Below are 18,147 nucleotides of genomic sequence, written 5' to 3' on the forward strand. Positions count from 1 at the left end.
GTGGTTTAATAAAGAAAGTAACCTAAACATGACTGAATCTTTTGCTGATCTATTTGAACAATCCCTTCAAACTCTGGAATTCCGTCCAGGCTCTATCGTTCGTGGTACTGTTGTATCAATCAAAAACGGTATGGTACTGGTTGACGCGGGTCTGAAGTCTGAAAGCCCAATCCCAGCTGAACAATTCAAAAACGCTCAAGGCGTTTTAGAAATTCAAGTTGGCGATGAAGTTGACGTAGCTCTTGACTCTGTTGAAGACGGCTTCGGTGAGACTCAACTGTCTCGCGAAAAAGCGAAACGTCATGAAGCTTGGATCGTTCTGGAAAAAGCTTATGAAGATGCTGAAACTGTAATCGGTATCATCAATGGTAAAGTTAAAGGCGGTTTCACTGTTGAATTAAACGGTATCCGTGCCTTCTTACCAGGTTCTCTAGTTGACGTGCGCCCAGTTCGCGACACCGCTCACTTAGAGTACAAAGAATTAGAATTCAAAGTTATCAAGCTAGACCAGAAGCGTAACAACGTTGTTGTTTCTCGTCGTGCAGTTATCGAATCAGAAAGCAGCGCTGAGCGTGATGCACTGTTAGAAAACCTGCAAGAAGGTCAAGCAGTTAAGGGTATCGTTAAGAACCTGACTGACTACGGTGCATTCGTAGATTTAGGTGGTGTTGACGGTCTGCTACATATCACAGATATGGCGTGGAAACGTGTTAAACATCCATCAGAAATCGTCAATGTTGGCGATGAAATCAACGTTAAAGTACTGAAGTACGATCGTGAGCGCACTCGTGTGTCTCTAGGTCTGAAACAACTTGGCGAAGATCCATGGTTAGAAATCAGCAAACGCTACCCAGAAAACACACGTTTAACTGGTCGCGTTACTAACCTAACTGACTACGGTTGCTTCGTAGAAATCGAAGAAGGCGTTGAAGGTCTGGTTCACGTTTCTGAAATGGATTGGACTAACAAGAACATTCACCCATCTAAAGTGGTTAACTTAGGTGATGAAGTTGAAGTTCTGGTTCTGGACATCGATGAAGAGCGTCGTCGTATTTCTCTAGGTCTGAAACAATGTAAGACCAATCCATGGGATGACTTCGCAACTCGTTACAACAAAGGCGACAAGGTTTCTGGTAAGATCAAGTCAATCACTGACTTCGGTATCTTTATCGGTCTTGACGGCGGTATCGATGGTCTAGTTCACCTGTCTGACATTTCTTGGAACGGTACTGGCGAAGACGCAGTTTCTGAATACAAGAAAGGCGATGAAATCCATGCAGTGGTTCTGTCTGTAGATCCAGAGCGTGAGCGCATCAGCTTAGGTGTTAAGCAAACTGAAGATGATCCATTCAACGCATACTTGGCTGACAAGAAGAAAGGTACTATCGTAAACGGTACTGTTTCTGCTGTTGATGCTAAAGGTGTGACTGTTGAACTGGCTGACACTGTTGAAGGTTACATCCGTGTAGCTGACATTTCACGTGAGCGTATCGAAGATGCATCTACTGTCTATAATGTAGGTGATGCAATCGAAGCTAAGTTCATGGGTGTTGACCGTAAGAACCGCTCTATCAGCCTGTCAATCAAAGCGAAAGACGAAGCTGAAGAGAAAGAAGTAATGGCGACTCTGAACAAACAAGATGACGCTGTTATTAGCAATGCAATGGCTGAAGCGTTTAAAGCAGCTCGTAAATAATCGCCTGTTGTTTGGGGAGACATCTCTCCCCATTAGGCGACTGTGTTTGGCTTGATAATAGGGGATAGCTAGGATGACGAAATCTGAACTTATCGAAAAACTCGCCACCAGGCAGTCGCAGCTGTCGGCGAAAGAGGTTGAAGGCGCAATCAAAGAAATGTTGGAGCAAATGGCAACAACATTAGAAAGCGGTGATCGTATTGAGATCCGTGGCTTTGGTAGTTTCTCGCTTCACTATCGTGCACCGCGGACTGGCCGTAATCCAAAGACTGGTTCATCAGTCGATTTGGAAGGTAAATACGTCCCGCACTTTAAGCCAGGCAAAGAACTGCGCGAGCGCGTTGACGCCGTTAATGTGTGATTGACCGCATAGTAAAAAGCCTCCGTTAGGAGGCTTTTTTGTATCTATTGCAAGGCAATGCTGGTCAGCTCAGTGAATTTCTTGGATAATCATTAAATTGAAACGCGTTTAGGGAGTGCAGCGTGAAATCATTTGTAGCAACTGTGCTTGTGGCACTGTTATTTATTCTGGCGTTGATCTTTGGCGCGCGTAACGAACAAGTGGTGACCATCAGCTATTTTGTCGCACAGGGTGAATATCGTTTACCTGTTGTGTTAGCGGTCGTGTTTTTTGCTGGTTTCATCTTGAGCTGGTTAGTTGCAAGCTACTATATCGTCCGCTTGAAATTGAGCTTAGCGACAACGCAAAAGAAACTAAACCAAGTGATGGCTAAAGCCCCTCAGGATGTAGACGCCTAATATGCTTGAGATACTCTTTCTGTTGCTTCCCATTGCAGCCGCCTACGGTTGGTATATGGGGCGACGGAGCATAAGGCAGAATCAAAGCAATCAACGTAAACAATTGAGCCGAGACTACTTTACCGGCCTCAATTTCTTACTGTCGAACGAATCGGATAAAGCCGTTGATTTGTTTATCAGTATGCTAGATGTTGACGATGAAACCATAGATACCCATCTGTCACTCGGTTCGCTGTTCCGTAAGCGGGGCGAGGTCGACCGCTCTATTCGTATTCATCAAAATTTAATTGCGCGGCCAACATTGACCAATGAGCAGCGTGACATTGCTATGATGGAATTGGGTAAAGATTATCTAGCAGCAGGTTTTTATGACAGGGCTGAAGAAATCTTTATCAATTTGGTCAGCCAAGACGATCACAGTGAAGAATCTGAAACACAGCTGATTGCTATCTATCAAGTGATTAAAGATTGGCAAAAAGCCATTGATATCACTAAGCGTTTGAGTCGTAAACGCCAGCAAGTATTAAAGCCGTTAACGGCGCATTTCTATTGCCAATTAGCCGATGAAGCCAGTGATGACGCGCTGAAGATTAAACTGCTGCAACAAGCATTGAAACAAGACCCGCAATGCGGTCGGGCTTTATTGACCCTGGCGAAAAAATTCCTCGATATTCAAGATTATACTCAGTGCAAGCAAATGCTGCTGCAGCTGAAAAAAGCCGATATTGAGCTTTTTGCCGATGCAATCCCCACTGCTAAACAAGTGTATCGCGACACGCAAGATAAAGAAGGCTTCCAAGAGTTACTCGCAGGGGCCATGGCCGATGGCGCGGGTGCTTCTGTGGTGGTTGCCTTAGCGCAGCACATGATAAGTCTGGATGAGATTAAAGCGGCAGAGACCATGGTGCTCGACGCCCTATACCGCCATCCGACGATGAAAGGTTTTCAGCACTTGATGCAAATGCATTTGCGTCAAGCAGAAGAAGGGCAAGCCAAGCAGAGTTTAACTATGCTAGAGCAGCTCGTTGAGCAACAAATTAAATTCCGACCGAGCTACCGTTGTAAGGAGTGTGGTTTTCCTTCCCATGCGCTTTACTGGCATTGTCCTTCTTGCAAAAATTGGGGCAGTATCAAGCGGATCAGAGGCTTAGACGGCGAATAATTTATTAGAAGAAAACACTGTTTGTGTAACCCCGTTGGAGAGATGATGACGACTAAACCTATCCTCGTAGCGCTTGATTACGATAATAAAAACCACGCTTTACAACTGATAGACAAACTCGATCCCAACATATGCCGCCTTAAAGTCGGCAAAGAAATGTTTACCCTGTTTGGCCCGCAATTGGTGAAAGATATCCATGATCGTGGTTTTGATTTATTCCTCGATTTAAAATTTCACGATATTCCCAACACGGTCGCTAAAGCTGTGGCCGCAGCCGCAGAGCTTGGCGTTTGGATGACAAACGTGCATGCCAGTGGTGGTTTAGCCATGATGGAAGCGGCTAAAAAGGCCTTGCTGCCATACGGCGACAATGCGCCTATGCTGATCGCTGTGACGGTATTAACCTCGATGAGTGATGACGATCTTAAATTACTCGGCATCAATGTGCCTGCATTTGAACATGTTCAGCGTTTAGCTAAGCTGACCCAGCAAGCGGGACTTGATGGCGTGGTGTGTTCAGCCCAAGAAGCAACAGCGTTAAAATCGCTGTTAGGTCAGGATTTCAAGCTCGTGACGCCGGGGATCCGCCCAGTTGGTAGCGATGCTGGCGATCAACACCGGGTGATGACGCCACCTCAAGCGATAGCAGCGGGTTCAGATTACCTAGTGATTGGCCGTCCCATCACCAAAGCCGTCGATCCGTTAGCGGCATTGCAAGCGATTCACCAATCATTGGCATAAAATAATTAATCACACCCTGAGTGCATATCTCACTGTTCACGGAGCACGCCCATGTTTAATGCTACGATGTTTAACTATCAAGGTAAGAATGTTGTCGTTGTCGGTGGCACCAGTGGGATAAATCTCGCTATTGCAATTGCGTTCGCGCAGGCTGGCGCCAATGTCGCAGTCGCGAGCCGCAGTCAAGATAAAATCGATGCCGCGGTATTGCAGTTGCAACAGGCCAATCCTGACGGTATTCATTTGGGTGTGAGTTTTGATGTGCGCGATCTTAGCGCCCTTGAAATCGGTTTTGATAAAATCGCTGCTGAGTTTGGTTTTATCGATGTACTAGTTAGCGGCGCGGCAGGTAATTTCCCCGCCAGCGCCGCAAAACTTTCGGCTAATGGTTTTAAGTCGGTGATGGACATTGATTTGCTCGGCAGTTTTCAAGTGTTAAAACAGGCGTATCCTTTGCTGCGTCGCCCCAATGGCAATATTATCCAGATTTCTGCGACGCAGGCTTCGATCGCTATGCTAATGCAAGTGCATGTGTGCGCGGCAAAAGCGGGCGTGGATATGCTGACGCGAACCTTAGCGTTAGAGTGGGGATGTGAGGGGCTGAGAGTTAATTCGATTATGCCAGGCCCTATAGCAAACACTGAAGGCTTTAATCGCCTTGCACCCAGCGCCGCATTACAGCAAAAGGTTGCCCAATCCGTTCCGCTAAAACGCAACGGCGCAGGCCAGGATATTGCTAATGCTGCGTTATTTTTAGGCTCTGAATTGGCGTCCTATATTACGGGAGTTGTGCTGCCGGTTGATGGCGGTTGGTCACTTGGCGGCGCCAGTATTGCGATGACAGAGCTTGGCGAACTGGCCGCGAAAATGTAGTTTGGTTTTAGATGTTTGATATTCAAAATCGAGAACTTTGATTTTATAGAAATTAAGTAGGTAATGATCCATGGCTAATGCATTACAAGAGCAGCTACTCAAAGCAGGGCTTGCCAGTAAACAAAAGGTTCGCGACGTTAAGACCCAAAAACGCCGTGACAAAAAATCACGAGTTGATGATGGCTCAAGTGCTTTTAAGCAAGAAGTGGCCGAGCAAAAACGGCTGCAGGCGGAAAAAGATAAAGCGCTAAATGAGCAACGTTTTGCAGAGGCATCAGAGCGTGGACAGGTGCGCGGTTTAATCACTGAGTTCACTAAGTCTGCGATTAAGATCCCAGCTTATGCTGAAGTGAAATTTAACTATACTCTTGATAATAAAATCTATTCTTTATACATAGATGAAAAACTGCAGGCAGAATTGCTTAAAGGGCAGTTAGGCATAGTGCGTTACGAAGATAAGAGTTACTTAGTACCACATAAGTTAGCCGAGCGAGTGAAACTGCTGGTGCCGCAGTGGTGTGGTTATTTGTGGCAACAGGATGAATCTAAAGCTGTGGTCGTTGAAGATGATCCCTATGCAGATTACGCAATTCCTGATGATTTAATGTGGTAATTGCCACAAGCCTGTGAGCTAACGCTGCGACAATCCTGTGGTAAAGCTTATAAAATAGAGACCCTTAAGTTCAAGCTTAAGGGTTTTTTTATGGGTTGGATTTATACTTGGCTCACTTACTTTCATATTATTCGCGGCTGTATTTGTAATGAGATTGTTTTCTACAGTGAACTGGTATAAATTAAAACAACTGTTTTAATCCTACGTTTAAGAGTCTACCAATGAACCCTTATCAAGCCCCGTTAACGGATATGCGTTTCCTACTGGAACAGGTATTTGATGCCTCTAACACTTGGGCACAATTGCCTGAGATTGCTGAAATGGTCGATATTGACACGGCCAATGCCATTCTTGAAGAAGCAGCCAAGATCAGCAGTGAGTTGATCCATCCGCTGAACCGGACGGGTGATGAGCAGGGCGTGTTACATCAAGATAATCAAGTGATTACCCCTGATGGCTACAAAGCCGTTTATGAACAGTATTCGCAGGGCGGTTGGATTGGTTTGTGTGGCGATCCGGAATTTGGTGGCATGGGCATGCCAAAGATGCTGGGGATCTTAGTCGACGAAATGGCTTACAGTGCCTGTAATGCGTTTACGCTTTATGGCTCGTTAACTGCGGGGGCGGCTTTATGTATCAATGCCCACGGCAGCGAAGAATTGAAACAAGCTTATTTGCCTAAGTTATATTCCGGCGAATGGGCGGGTGCTATGGATATGACAGAGCCGCAAGCGGGTTCTGATCTACGTAATATTCGCACCCGTGCTTTACCGCAGGATGATGGCAGTTATGCCATCACGGGCAGCAAGATTTTTATCACGGGTGGCGATCATGATTTAACTGAAAACGTCATCCACTTAGTGCTTGCTAAGTTACCGGATAGCAAAGGGATTTCACTTTTCCTTGTGCCTAAAATATCGGTGAATGCCGATGGCAGCTTAGCCAATGCCAATGGAGTATCAGTGGGGTCTATCGAGCATAAGATGGGCCTTAAAGGTTCAGCAACTTGTGTGATGAACTTTGATAATGCTCAAGGTTTCTTGATTGGCGAGCCCAATCGTGGCCTAGTATGTATGTTTACTATGATGAACTACGAGCGCTTAGCGATTGGTATTCAAGGACTTGGTAGTGCGCAGGCGGCATATCAGATGGCCGCCGATTATGCTAAAGAGCGTAATCAAGGCGTTGCCGCTGGCGGCTCGCCGACGGGCAGTGAATCGGATCCTATTATTGTCCACGGCGATGTGCGCCGTATGTTGTTGACCATTCGAGCGATGACAGAAGCGGGCCGTGCTTTGTCTGTGTTTACAGGACAACAGCTGGATCTAGCAAAATATGCCCAAGATGAAGTTAAAGCCAAAGCCGCGCGTTATGTGGGTTTATTAACGCCAGTCGCTAAAGCCTTTTTAACCGATCGCGGTCTTGATGCGACGATCATGGCGCAGCAAGTCTTTGGTGGACATGGTTATATTCGTGAAACGGGTATTGAGCAATTAGTTCGTGATACCCGTATCGCACAGATTTATGAAGGCACCAATGGCATTCAAGCCATCGATTTCCTCGGCCGTAAAGTCACGGGCGATAATCTTGCCGCATTAAATGAATTTGTCGCTGACTTGAAAGCACAAATGCGCGCATTTACTCACGTGGATGCGGTGAAAGTGGCCGCAGTATGCGTACGTTTAGATGCATTAGTCATAGGCGCTGAGTCGATTAATGAGCACAAAGTGTCTCAGCCAGCGCTTATTAATGCTTGCGCGGTCGACTTTTTAGATGCTTTTGGTTATACCCTTTATGGTTTCTACTGGTTGGCTATGGTCGATAAAGTTGCTGATCATGAAGATAAAGCGTTCGCCGAGCAGAAAGCCTATTTAGCTAAGTTCTATTTTGATAAGTTACTGCCTAAAGCGGATTACCATATCGCTCAAGTTAGAGCCGGTGATGCGACGACTATGGCGATGCCTGCAGAGTTGTTTTAATTAGGCGTCGTTAGATCCGTTTTAATCAAAGCGAAATAAAAACGAGAAAAGCACTGATGACTCAGTGCTTTTTTGTTTTATCATGCGGTTTTGACTCTGCAGTATTTAATCTTGGACCGAGTGAGCTGCGGTACTAAGCACTGCTGTGGAAGGGGATGACGCTTGCAGCACTGAAATCAATTGCTTGAGAAACTCGGCATTAAACGATGGTTTATGCTGATGTTTAAGCTCGGGACTCATGCCATTCTCAAGCACCACAAACAGGGTGTCACTGTGCTCAGGCAAACGGATAAACCCCGCTAAGTTAGACACGCCTTGCATCGAGCCTGTTTTAGCAAAAATTTGCTGTTTAAGCGGCGGCTTGTTATAGCCCATGCGATACCTTAAGGTGCCGCTTATTCCTGCTTGCGGCAGACTGGTCATTAACGAGCTAAAGCGACTGTCCTTATGGATGAGTGCCAATACCGCCGCTAACTGCTGTGCATTGAGCAAGTTATAGCGTGACAGGCCAGAACCATCGACAATGTTAGCGTTACTCAGATCGACGCCTAACTCCGTTAAAATCCGCTGCATGGCTGCCGCGCCATTAGTAAAGCTACCTTGGGCATTGAAATAACTTTTGCCAAGCTGTTTAAACAGGCTATCAGCAATCAAATTATCTGACTCGAGCAACATAGTATCGAGCAGTTCAGGCAGTGGTGCCGAACTATGGCTGGCAATCAGTTTCGCCTTTTTAGGCAAGCTAGTGCCAAGCTTAACTTTACCCGCCAGTGACATCTCGCCTTTGAGCAGCGAGGTGAGGTTATCTTGGGCAAATTTGAACGGATCGCTGACCGCAATCGCCAGTCCAATTGCTTCGCTACCCGGATAACAACCGCGCAGATGATAGTTGTTTTGGCCTAGTCGCACTAAATCGAGTTGGCAAAATTCACGACTCGCCTTGGGATCAAATACCGCATCGGTGCTAACTTCTACCCCATAACTTCCCGTGCGCAGATTTACCCGCGAAGGTGTATTGACCGTGCTGGGATTGAACTGACCGTAGACGCAGTTCTGATTGATAATATAACTCGACACAGGCGCGGCAAAACAGATGCCCAAATCATCCCAAACCCAACCAGGAGCTTGCATTTGCTCTTGTTTATCACCGACTAAATACAGATGTCCGTCAATACGATTAATGCCTTGTTTCACGAGACTGACAAAAATGGCCTTGAGATCGGCTTGGGTCAGCGTCGGATCGCCACTAAAACGCAGGTATGCACTGCCAGCGATATGGCCCTTGTGTATTGGTGCATCCGTCCATAATTCAGTGATATAACGAAAATCAGGCCCCAGCTGAGCCATGGCACTCACAGCTGTAAGTAGCTTTTGCGTGCTGGCAGGAATAAACAGCGTCTCAGCCTGTTGACTAAAGATCACTTGATTGCTCGACATGTCCATCGCCAGTAGCGCAATTTGCGAGTGCCGAGGGCTGATTTTGCTGACCGCTTGGCTGAGCGAAATGGTTTGGGTCTCTATCGCTCCAGCGTCGATGTGTTCAGCGCGGGCGAGATTGTGGCTCGCCGCTAGGAGAAGGCTGGCATACAGAGTGGTTTTCAGTAACGTTTCCATGTTAGCGATTGGCCATTTTTATTAAGAACATCATGGGCCTTCAGGTTAAAGTGAAACAATGCAGGGCTAATCTTCACTGCTGCCGTCATCCTTTTCCATCAAGCGATATAAACGTAGGGTAACAAACAATACCAGTCCGATAAACAGTGGCAGGATCAGTAATCCCAATTGGGCTTTAAAATGGAAAATACCCCAAGCAAACAGCAGTGTCAGCGCTAACGTCAGCAGAATTTTTTTGTTCATGGTTTTGGTCTTTTATCGTGTTGATTCAATCGCAAATAGGCGTTTTAGTTTACGCTAAATCATTGGGTTCGGGGTAAACGAAATAGGTTTGAAGATTATTTTGTGATTTGACCGACATTTTTGCAGATATTCAGTAAAGCCAGCGACGGTTTGTATAGGCAGCTTGCGTTAAACATCATTTAATTCAGGGACTGTCAGGTTAATATAGAAGCGATAATATTCACACTTTTGCATTGCCCTTAACATGATAGTTGTACCAAAAAATCAGCCCTTAAATGTGGTTGTAATCCTTGCCCAAAAGACATGATTTCTAGCTAAATAGTGGCGCTACAGCGGGATAACATCGCGTAAGGTCAAATTACCAGCAAAACCGCGAGCTTTAACAGAGCTTTTGGGAGAAAAGTCTTGCCGAGACGAGGTGAAGTCGGTAATTTCTACCCCTTACGATTTTAGGTTCTTAGGTAACAACTAAACCATGCCACATATTAGTATGCGCGGCTTACCACAAGCGGTCGTTGCAGCGTTCAGCCAAACATTACTGCAGTCATTGGCGGATATATGTAAAGGTAATGCAGAGAGTTTCACGTTAGATTGGATCCCAAGCATCAGTTTTCGAAATGGAAAAATTGATCAACGCTTCGTCCAAGTTGAGTTACTCTGGTTCCCTAAGGACCCTGATATCCATCTTAAAGTAGAACAAACGATCAGGCAGGCAGTGACAGAGGCCTATCCAGAGTTAACACATATTGCTGTGATGTTTTTATCACTGAACCCCAGTGCTTCCTATCGGGGTGGTCAGCATGATTAAAGGAGGATGCCTTGCTAGATAAGCTTGGTGGAATAGCCGTTCAACCCGAGGCTTTAACGTGGTTGCTCACGCCATGCCGTTTCAAGGCAGAATTACTCGCTCGTATCGCGAGCGCCAAGCACAGTATTTATATTGCGGCGCTGTATTTAGAAGATGACGAAGCTGGCCGTGAAGTATTACAAGCCCTGATGGATGCCAAAGCGGCAAATCCAGCGCTTGATGTCAAAGTTTTAGTGGACTTTCACCGCGCAAGACGCGGTTTGATTGGCCATAAAGGCGATAGCGGTAACTATTTAATGTACCGCAAAGTGATGGCTGAAGCCGAACATCCCATCGATATCTTAGGTGTCCCCGTTAAGTCCCGTGAATTTATGGGCGTACTGCATCTTAAGGGCTTTATTATCGATGATGCGGTGATCTATAGCGGTGCCAGTCTCAATAATATCTATTTACAACAAAATGATAAGTACCGTTTCGACCGTTATCACTTGATTGAGTCGGCCGAGTTAGCCCGCAGTATGCGCGCGATGATCCAGAAAAATATCATTTCTGATCCAGCTGTGTGTTCATTAACGCAAGATGCTGAGCAAGAAGTGCTACCACCAAAGACGGATATGCGTAGCTTTAAGCTGAGACTATCTGACGCTGAGTATCAGTTTAAGGAAACCCGTGATGGCAATCGTATCACGCCGTTACTTGGGCTAGGACGCAAGAAAAACTTGCTCAATAAAGTGGTTGTCGCCTTGGTGGAAGAGTCAAAGGACTCGCTGTTTATCTGCACGCCCTATTTTAATCCGCCGTATATTTTAGTGCGTGCTTTAGCTAAGCATTTACGCAATGGCAAACGCATTGATATCGTGGTGGGCGACAAGACGGCTAACGATTTTTATATTCCGCCAGAGCAGGATTTCTCAACCATAGGTGCCTTGCCCTATATGTATGAGCAATCATTGCGTAAGTTCGCTAAACGCCAACAGTGGGCGATTGATAATGGTCAGTTGAATATCCATCTGTGGAAACACGGCATCAACAGTTATCACCTCAAGGGCATCAGTGCTGACGGCAATAAGCATTTGATTACAGGTTCGAATTTGAATCCAAGAGCTTGGGCGCTGGATCTTGAGAATGGTTTGTTGATCCAAGATGAAATTGGTTGCTGGAAAGCTCAGTTTGAAGCAGAGCAGGCGCATATTCTTGAGCACACACAGCGGTTATATCACTACAGCCAAGTAGACACCTTACAGAGTTATCCTGCGCCAGTGAAGAAGATCATGACCCGAATTCGTCGCCTTAAAGCCGATTTCTTACTGCGCCGTATTCTGTAACGCTGGTTTGTAACGCAACGAACTTGCCATTATTTCGATTTAAGTACAGTTTGCAATTACAAAGCCCACCTAGTCGTGGGCTTTTTTCTAATTACGACAATAGCATTCGATTAAAGCTGTGGCATCAAATTGTGGTGAGTATCATTTTGATCTCTGGCGTAATACAAAGACAAAATCACTAACACCACCATGACAGCGCTTAATAAACCTATGCTCAACTGGCCGCCCATAGGCACTAAAGACATAGTCAATGCGGCAAGTCCGGCACCAAAATTTTGTAATCCTCCCAGTAATGCCCCCGCTATACCTGCTTGACGTGGAAATGGCTCCAAAGCCGCCGAAGTCAGGGTAGGGAACAGCATGCCGGCGCCACTGAAGAATAAAATTGATCCAATAAGTAAGCTCCAGTCAACCACTAAATTAAAAAGACCGGGGATCAACATAAATAATGCGCCAGCACCGAGTAACGCAACACTTTGATAGATAACTCTTTGCGGCTTATTTTGTCGACCAGCAATAAGTGCGCCCAATAAATAGCCAGGGATAGGTGCCACAAAATAGCAACTGACCATGAAGGGCGTTAGTGCAAGATATTGACCATAGAGTACGCCTGCAATCGCTTCAAATGCCGCAATACCCGCAAAGGTCGCGATCAAAGAAAACAAGTAAGCGCGAAATGCTCTATGGCGCAGGACATGCCGATAGGATGCGATAACGGCTTGATGTTCTCGCTGCGCCTTAGGTAATGACTCTTTAAAGGCGAATATCAATAATAGCCAGACCATGGCACCGAATCCCGCTAACACCCAGTACACAGCTTGCCAGCCAAAATAAGCTGCACTGGCGCTACCGATAAATGGTGCCAGTAAAGGTAAAAACACTACGGCCATTGATACATAGCTATTAAATTTTACCAGTCGGTCGCCAAAGTAATGATCGCGGGGAATACTTCGGCACAATGCGCCCGCGCTGGCTGTGCCTAGTCCTTGAATAAGGCTCGCCATAATCAATTGGTTAAAGCTTGTGGCGTTAGCCGCAAATACTGCACCTATAATAAAAATTGCGATACCCACGACGAGTGGCATTTTACGGCCAACGCGGTCTGACACTGGGCCATACACAAATTGAAAAATTCCGTAGGAGAGTAAGTAACAAGCCATCACTGCTTGTAGTTGGCTGGCGTCCACATGGAGCCCGAGCACAATTTGCGGAAGGGCAGGCACAAAAATCGTCTGCGCCATTTGGCCGCAGGCGACCATAAAGACAATCATTAACAGTAAACTAGACTGACTCGCCGCTGGAGCGATATCGTGATGAATAGGAGAGTGTGGCGTGCCTGACATGATAGTTCCGAAAAAGGTCACTTAAGGTATTTGCGCGCATCTTACTCCCTAAAAGCGTAACTTCAAGTATCAATCATATTGATTTAACGAAATAAATTTTAATGCGATGCATAAGTTTTTCTCTTCATTTTTAGCTGTAAAGCTAAACTTACGTAGGGTTATTCATCTGTTAACTAGGTCGAGTAATTGCAAATGAATTAATACTCAGATTAACCCCGCACTGCCTATTTTCTTACATGGGAGTTTGCTTAAAAATAGTGGCTATTAAGAGATTGGAGGTAAGCAAGTGGATAAGGTGCCTAATGTAAGGAAGTCACGCTAAAAATATATTGGTAAGAAACAAATAAAAAGGAGATAGCGAATCGGGCTATCCCCTTATTTCCCTTAATGCTAGATAGTCGCTACCAGCAAGATGCTATTTTTGTAATTTCTCTATGCCAGTTAAAATCTGATACCCCACAGTCACCCGAGGCGGTACAGGATAATTTTTATTGCTTAACAATACTATGCCAAGCTTTTGTGCGGGAATAAATGCTGCATAAGCGGCAAAACCACCGGTTGAGCCGGTTTTATTGATCCACACATTTTGCTGCGGCGCGAGGGGCGGCACTATGGGTTTAACGGGTGTGCTGCCAAACACCACTTCCTGAGTATGCCCCATAAGTATTTTATCAAGATCAATAGGATAAGAGTAATGCTCCCAAATCATATCCTGAGTCATCATGCCCACATCAAAGTATCCCGTGTGGGTCTCATCGAGTGCCGTTTGCAGTGGCTTAGCAAGCTCGTGCATTTGCATATTGGCCTCCACAAAATGCAGCAGATCCGTGGCTGTGGTTTTTACGCCATAGGCTTCATCGGCTAATACGCCGGGATTGACCCGCACTGGCATGTCTTGCTTATTGTAGCCTTGGGCATAATCAGCCATTTTGCTGCTCGGAACCTGGATATAGCTGCTGGTCATACCTAATTGTGGAAATAGCGTTTGCTCAAGAGCTTGTTGAAACGTTTGATCTAAACTCTGTGCGGCAATCATGCCGAGCAGGCCAATGCTAGGATTGGCGTAATTCCTGTGCGTCCCTGCGGCAAATGACGGTTGCCAATGCTTAAGATAATCCATTAATTCCGCGTTATTCGTGACCTTGTCGGGCACTTGCATCGGCAGATCTCCCGCAGTGTGAGTCGCTAAATTAATGAGACTAATCTCGTCAAAATGGCTGCCTTTTAATGCAGGAACATAATCACTGGTCATATCCGTGAGTGATAACTTGCCTTCGATTTGTGCGTAGTTCGCCAGTGTCGCGGTAAAGGTTTTACTGATAGAGCCAATCTCGAACAGAGTATGTTCAGTCACACTTTGCCCTGTGGTTTTAGAACTGACGCCATATTGGTAAAAATACTGTTTACCATCAAGGGTAATACCAATCACAGCGCCGGGAATGCCGTATTCGGCCATCAGAGGTTTAACTGCGGCATCTACAATTGACTGGATGTCTGTGGTATGAACTGTTTGTGCTGCTGCGATATTGGAAAATAGCGTTGCAGTGAGCAGTACGCCGCTTAATAACGGCATGGAAGCGAGCAGGGGATGTCGTTGCATAATGGGCCTTTCATCGAAATTGCATTTATAGAGTCGAGATTGAACTCGATATTACGGCAATTCCTCAGAAAGTTAAGCCCTTACTGATATTTAGCATTATTTTCCCTCTGAAGGTAACTAAAGCGTTAACTTCGCTAACCCTGTGTTAAAAGCGATGTGGTGACATTGAGTTTGGCATTACAGCTGTTGCGCCCTTTACGGCCAAGGGATAAACTGCGCCACCGCGAGAGGAAAGTGCTGAATAACTTAGCTGCAATCCCTAATAAGTTTGAAAGAGAATCGGTTTTATGGCTTTAGCCCCACATGCAGTGCACCATTTATATCAGTACCGTAAGTCTCTATCGACTAAGCCCTTTGGTGCTCGTGGTAAAAAACTGATCCGCTGTCCATTATGTCTTTTAGGTGAGCAGTTCTGTACCTGCGCGCTGCGCCGTCAGTTACAGTCTCAAGCGAGTTTTCTGCTGATCATGTACAACGATGAAGTGCTAAAACCAACTAACAGTGGGCGCTTGATTGCGGATCTTATCCCAGATACACACGCCTATATTTGGTCGCGCACTGAACCTGAAGCGGCATTACTTACCTTACTCAATTCGCCGCAATATCAACCCTATTTAGTGTTTCCTGCCCAATATGCGGAGCAAGGACAAACGGTACTAAATCAGGTACCTATGTCGATGTTAGCCGAAGGCAAACGGCCGTTGTTAATCATGCTCGATGGCAGTTGGCGTGAAGCGATTAAAATGTTCCGTAAGAGTCCATACTTGCATTCTTTGCCACTGCTTTCCTTTGACCCCGACACGCTGGCAACCTATGCATTGCGTAAAGGCAGCCATGACTTTCAACTTGGCACCGCCGAGGTGGCATCATTAGCTTTAGGGGCGATTGGCGAAGCGGCTAATGGCAAAGCCTTAAGTACATGGTTTGATTTGTTTGTCGAATCATCATTACTGGGTCGTAATCGTCGTTGCCGCGAAGATCTTCTGCCAATCACAGATTTTACCGATGCCTTTGAACTAGCTTTTGAACAGGCCAATAACGGCAAGCGTTAATTCATCTTCGAAATGAATGTGTATTTAAAGTATTTAAGTCAGCTATTATCTTAAATAAAAAAACTCCCCTCAGGTAAGGGGAGTTTATATAAGCGTATATATTCTTTGGCAATAACGTTTTATTTACGCTTCGACCAATGCCGCTATATCCACAGAAAACGACTTATACAGCGACTTCTTTACCATCTAATTTGCGAATAACCACAGTGGCGGCGCGAGGGCGTAATGTGACTCCAGTTGGCGTTTGTTCTGCGGCATTGGACGAATAAGGCCAGTTACCGGGATGCTGAATGTTAGCAAATACCGAAGTGTAATCAGGGCTAATGGCAAAACCTGTCACTTCACAGTCGTTGGGGCCGACAAAGAAACGCTTTAATTCCATTTGATTATCGGCGGTTACGCCTACTTGTTTCTCTTGGCCATCTACCAGTGTTGAAGGCACTATTGCGAGCATTTGATCGTTAGTTTCTTCGGCAACTTCCTTGGCGCCGTTGTCGGTTTGAACCCACAAGATACCGCGTTTATCAAAGGCCAAACCATCTGGGCTGGCAAATTGATTGAGATCGGTTAAGCCTGACAAGTTGGTCTCAGCATTGCCATCGCTGGGAGAGCCAAAAACAAAAATATCCCATGTAAATTCAGTCGCTTTGTCGCCTTCATTCCAACGGATAATATGGCCGAAATAGTTTTTCAATCTTGGGTTGGCAGGATTCGCTTCGGTACGTTTTGAGTTGTTGGTCAGGGTCAAATAAGCAGAGCCTGTGAACGGATCGACCGCGCACCACTCAGGTCGGTCCATAGGTGTTGCGCCGACTAAATCCGCTGCGCCCGCGGTGTTTAAAATAATCTCGGCCAAAGTTGCGAAGCTATCGCCTAGGGTTTTGCCGTCTGTGGTTTGGCTATCTAACGTCAAAGGTAACCAAATACCGACACCATTTTCATTAAATTTAGCCGCGTATAAAGTTCCTTCATTCATGTACTTATCGCCTGTTTGCAGGCGGTTGTTGCTGTCAGCATCCTTTGCATCCCAGACCGCATTTGAAACAAATTTATAGAGGTATTCGAATTGCGAATCGTGGCCAGAATAGAACACGACTGGCTTGCCTTCGGTTAATTTACCAAAGGTACAACCCTCATGGCGGAAACGACCAAGGGCGGTACGTTTTACCGCGCGAGATGTGGCATTGTACGGGTCAATTTCGACAATATAACCGTGGCCGTTTGCTTCATTACGGTAGTCATCCTGCGCACTTGCGCCCTTTGGCGTGACATCAAAACGGGCAAATTCATCGAGGCGTTCTTCATCATGACCGGCAAGATCGTCCCAACCATAACGAGTGCTGGTTTTACTGATCCCGATGCGACTCTGATCGGCGGTTAAGCTAGCACGGTTAGCAAAATAACCAGGCCAATTTTCTTCACAGGTCAGGTAAGTACCCCAAGGCGTGTAGCCATTGCCGCAGTTATTTAAGGTGCCACGTGCTTGGCTGCCATCGGGAGAGTAGCGGGTTTCGAGTAGCGAAGAGTAGGCCAGAGGACCGCTGATATCCATCACAGTCGCGCCAGTGAATCGACGGTTATGACCATCATTACTGACGACTTCCCATTGATTATTCACCAGTTTTATACGTACAACCGATACGCCATGAGCGTTAATCTCTTTGCGTACTTCATCAATAATAGTGCGAAGACCAGAAGTGGGGTCAAACGTCTGGCCCGTAGGATGCAAAGCATCTTCGTCAATGTATTCGTGGTTAATGCAGAGTAGGCCGTCATCACCCGCATCGTTTAATGGGAAGAAGTGCATACCATCGTGGTGCATACCCACTGAGTTGGCTTGGTCATCGGCGGTGTTACTGCCATCACTTTTCCAAGGCGCCGCTTTTGCATTTAATGGCGTGCCCCAAGGTGCTAACACCTGCGCTGTGTAACCTTCTGGCACGACAACCGCATCTAAGCGAGAACCCGCAACCGATGTAAAGTTAAGCTTGGCACTACTTTTAGTCGGTGGCACTGGCATGACTGGATCGACAGGTGTAGGAATAGCTTCATTGTCTGAACCACAAGCGGTTAAGCCAACACTGGCAAAAGCAGTCATAGCGCTGAGGCCTAGACCACTTTTTACGAAATTACGGCGAGATAAATGCTTATCCAACACTTGATTAAAGGGTTCATTATTACTTTTATTATAAAGTGTAGGATCAAAGGTGGCCTTACTCATATTTTACTCCGGCTAGTACGATGAATTAAATTTCGTGTCTAAGGCTAAAGTACCAATATGACAATAAAGCTGATTTTATATTACAGGAATAATTTAAAGAGTAATCCAATCGATATGT

15 protein-coding genes and 1 pseudogene are annotated in these 18,147 nt (G+C 45.9%); 11 read left to right on the forward strand and 5 right to left on the reverse strand.

Annotation, left to right across the window (positions count from 1 at the left end):
• Positions 1-25 precede the first annotated feature (25 nt).
• The 8 genes and pseudogenes from rpsA to K5Q99_RS02125 all read left to right on the forward strand — a co-directional run.
• Positions 26-1,696: pseudogene (gene rpsA / locus K5Q99_RS02090) on the forward strand (30S ribosomal protein S1); the annotation flags it as partial.
• A 73-nt stretch (positions 1,697-1,769) separates the two neighbouring features.
• Positions 1,770-2,057, forward strand: coding sequence for an integration host factor subunit beta (ihfB, locus tag K5Q99_RS02095; RefSeq protein WP_006081718.1), 288 nt, complete (start codon positions 1,770-1,772; stop codon positions 2,055-2,057).
• Between the two features lie 122 nt (positions 2,058-2,179).
• Entirely contained in the window at positions 2,180-2,455 is a 276-nt protein-coding gene (locus tag K5Q99_RS02100) for a LapA family protein (RefSeq protein WP_106650573.1), read from the forward strand.
• Between the two features lies 1 nt (position 2,456).
• Positions 2,457-3,617, forward strand: coding sequence for a lipopolysaccharide assembly protein LapB (gene lapB, locus K5Q99_RS02105; protein WP_220775887.1), 1,161 nt, complete (start codon positions 2,457-2,459; stop codon positions 3,615-3,617).
• 45 nt (positions 3,618-3,662) lie between these two features.
• Positions 3,663-4,358, forward strand: a complete 696-nt coding sequence (pyrF, locus tag K5Q99_RS02110; protein ID WP_106650571.1) for an orotidine-5'-phosphate decarboxylase — start codon at positions 3,663-3,665, stop codon at positions 4,356-4,358.
• A 51-nt stretch (positions 4,359-4,409) separates the two neighbouring features.
• Complete coding sequence (locus K5Q99_RS02115) at positions 4,410-5,231, forward strand: SDR family oxidoreductase (protein WP_220775888.1); 822 nt, start codon at positions 4,410-4,412, stop codon at positions 5,229-5,231.
• Between the two features lie 70 nt (positions 5,232-5,301).
• Positions 5,302-5,844 carry a DUF2058 domain-containing protein gene (locus tag K5Q99_RS02120; protein ID WP_220775889.1) on the forward strand — a complete coding sequence of 181 codons (543 nt, stop codon included), beginning with the start codon at positions 5,302-5,304 and terminating at the stop codon, positions 5,842-5,844.
• Between the two features lie 221 nt (positions 5,845-6,065).
• Positions 6,066-7,823, forward strand: coding sequence for an acyl-CoA dehydrogenase family protein (locus K5Q99_RS02125; protein WP_220775890.1), 1,758 nt, complete (start codon positions 6,066-6,068; stop codon positions 7,821-7,823).
• A gap of 105 nt (positions 7,824-7,928) precedes the next feature.
• On the opposite strand, the gene dacB is transcribed toward K5Q99_RS02125, so the two are convergent.
• Positions 7,929-9,437 (reverse strand): D-alanyl-D-alanine carboxypeptidase/D-alanyl-D-alanine endopeptidase, encoded by a 1,509-nt coding sequence (gene dacB, locus K5Q99_RS02130; protein WP_220775891.1) that lies wholly within the window; start codon positions 9,435-9,437, stop codon positions 7,929-7,931.
• A 66-nt stretch (positions 9,438-9,503) separates the two neighbouring features.
• Positions 9,504-9,680, reverse strand: coding sequence for a hypothetical protein (locus K5Q99_RS02135; RefSeq protein WP_006086754.1), 177 nt, complete (start codon positions 9,678-9,680; stop codon positions 9,504-9,506).
• A 475-nt stretch (positions 9,681-10,155) separates the two neighbouring features.
• Here K5Q99_RS02135 and K5Q99_RS02140 point away from each other — a divergent pair, with 475 nt between their 5' ends.
• Both K5Q99_RS02140 and pssA read left to right on the forward strand, forming a co-directional pair.
• Positions 10,156-10,488 (forward strand): DUF1904 domain-containing protein, encoded by a 333-nt coding sequence (locus tag K5Q99_RS02140; protein ID WP_006081709.1) that lies wholly within the window; start codon positions 10,156-10,158, stop codon positions 10,486-10,488.
• 11 nt (positions 10,489-10,499) lie between these two features.
• A complete protein-coding gene (pssA, locus tag K5Q99_RS02145) occupies positions 10,500-11,813 on the forward strand; it encodes a CDP-diacylglycerol--serine O-phosphatidyltransferase (RefSeq protein ID WP_220775892.1) in 1,314 nt (437 codons plus the stop codon).
• 110 nt (positions 11,814-11,923) lie between these two features.
• On the opposite strand, the gene emrD is transcribed toward pssA, so the two are convergent.
• On the reverse strand, positions 11,924-13,156 hold the full coding sequence (emrD, locus tag K5Q99_RS02150; protein ID WP_220775893.1) for a multidrug efflux MFS transporter EmrD: 1,233 nt from the start codon (positions 13,154-13,156) through the stop codon (positions 11,924-11,926).
• 415 nt (positions 13,157-13,571) lie between these two features.
• On the reverse strand, positions 13,572-14,756 hold the full coding sequence (ampC, locus tag K5Q99_RS02155; RefSeq protein ID WP_106650564.1) for a class C beta-lactamase: 1,185 nt from the start codon (positions 14,754-14,756) through the stop codon (positions 13,572-13,574).
• A gap of 287 nt (positions 14,757-15,043) precedes the next feature.
• Here ampC and K5Q99_RS02160 point away from each other — a divergent pair, with 287 nt between their 5' ends.
• Positions 15,044-15,808 carry a tRNA-uridine aminocarboxypropyltransferase gene (locus K5Q99_RS02160; protein WP_220775894.1) on the forward strand — a complete coding sequence of 255 codons (765 nt, stop codon included), beginning with the start codon at positions 15,044-15,046 and terminating at the stop codon, positions 15,806-15,808.
• Positions 15,809-15,971: 163 nt separating this feature from the next.
• Here K5Q99_RS02160 and K5Q99_RS02165 read toward each other — a convergent pair whose 3' ends face one another.
• Positions 15,972-18,029 (reverse strand): PhoX family protein, encoded by a 2,058-nt coding sequence (locus K5Q99_RS02165; RefSeq protein ID WP_220775895.1) that lies wholly within the window; start codon positions 18,027-18,029, stop codon positions 15,972-15,974.
• Positions 18,030-18,147 lie beyond the last annotated feature (118 nt).

Origin of the sequence: Shewanella hafniensis (genome assembly GCF_019655335.1) — a bacterium.
In the GTDB taxonomy this organism is placed as follows: Bacteria; Pseudomonadota; Gammaproteobacteria; order Enterobacterales; family Shewanellaceae; genus Shewanella; species Shewanella hafniensis.

Excerpts from the sequence above, each read along its gene's own strand:
- ihfB (WP_006081718.1), top strand. The coding sequence starts at position 1,770 with ATGACGAAATCTGAACTTATCGAAAAACTCGCCACCAGGCAGTCGCAG.
- K5Q99_RS02165 (WP_220775895.1), bottom strand. The coding sequence starts at position 18,029 with ATGAGTAAGGCCACCTTTGATCCTACACTTTATAATAAAAGTAATAAT.
- pyrF (WP_106650571.1), top strand. The coding sequence starts at position 3,663 with ATGACGACTAAACCTATCCTCGTAGCGCTTGATTACGATAATAAAAAC.
- K5Q99_RS02160 (WP_220775894.1), top strand. The coding sequence starts at position 15,044 with ATGGCTTTAGCCCCACATGCAGTGCACCATTTATATCAGTACCGTAAG.
- ampC (WP_106650564.1), bottom strand. The coding sequence starts at position 14,756 with ATGCAACGACATCCCCTGCTCGCTTCCATGCCGTTATTAAGCGGCGTA.
- dacB (WP_220775891.1), bottom strand. The coding sequence starts at position 9,437 with ATGGAAACGTTACTGAAAACCACTCTGTATGCCAGCCTTCTCCTAGCG.
- K5Q99_RS02120 (WP_220775889.1), top strand. The coding sequence starts at position 5,302 with ATGGCTAATGCATTACAAGAGCAGCTACTCAAAGCAGGGCTTGCCAGT.
- emrD (WP_220775893.1), bottom strand. The coding sequence starts at position 13,156 with ATGTCAGGCACGCCACACTCTCCTATTCATCACGATATCGCTCCAGCG.
- K5Q99_RS02135 (WP_006086754.1), bottom strand. The coding sequence starts at position 9,680 with ATGAACAAAAAAATTCTGCTGACGTTAGCGCTGACACTGCTGTTTGCT.
- K5Q99_RS02140 (WP_006081709.1), top strand. The coding sequence starts at position 10,156 with ATGCCACATATTAGTATGCGCGGCTTACCACAAGCGGTCGTTGCAGCG.
- K5Q99_RS02115 (WP_220775888.1), top strand. The coding sequence starts at position 4,410 with ATGTTTAATGCTACGATGTTTAACTATCAAGGTAAGAATGTTGTCGTT.
- K5Q99_RS02125 (WP_220775890.1), top strand. The coding sequence starts at position 6,066 with ATGAACCCTTATCAAGCCCCGTTAACGGATATGCGTTTCCTACTGGAA.
- lapB (WP_220775887.1), top strand. The coding sequence starts at position 2,457 with ATGCTTGAGATACTCTTTCTGTTGCTTCCCATTGCAGCCGCCTACGGT.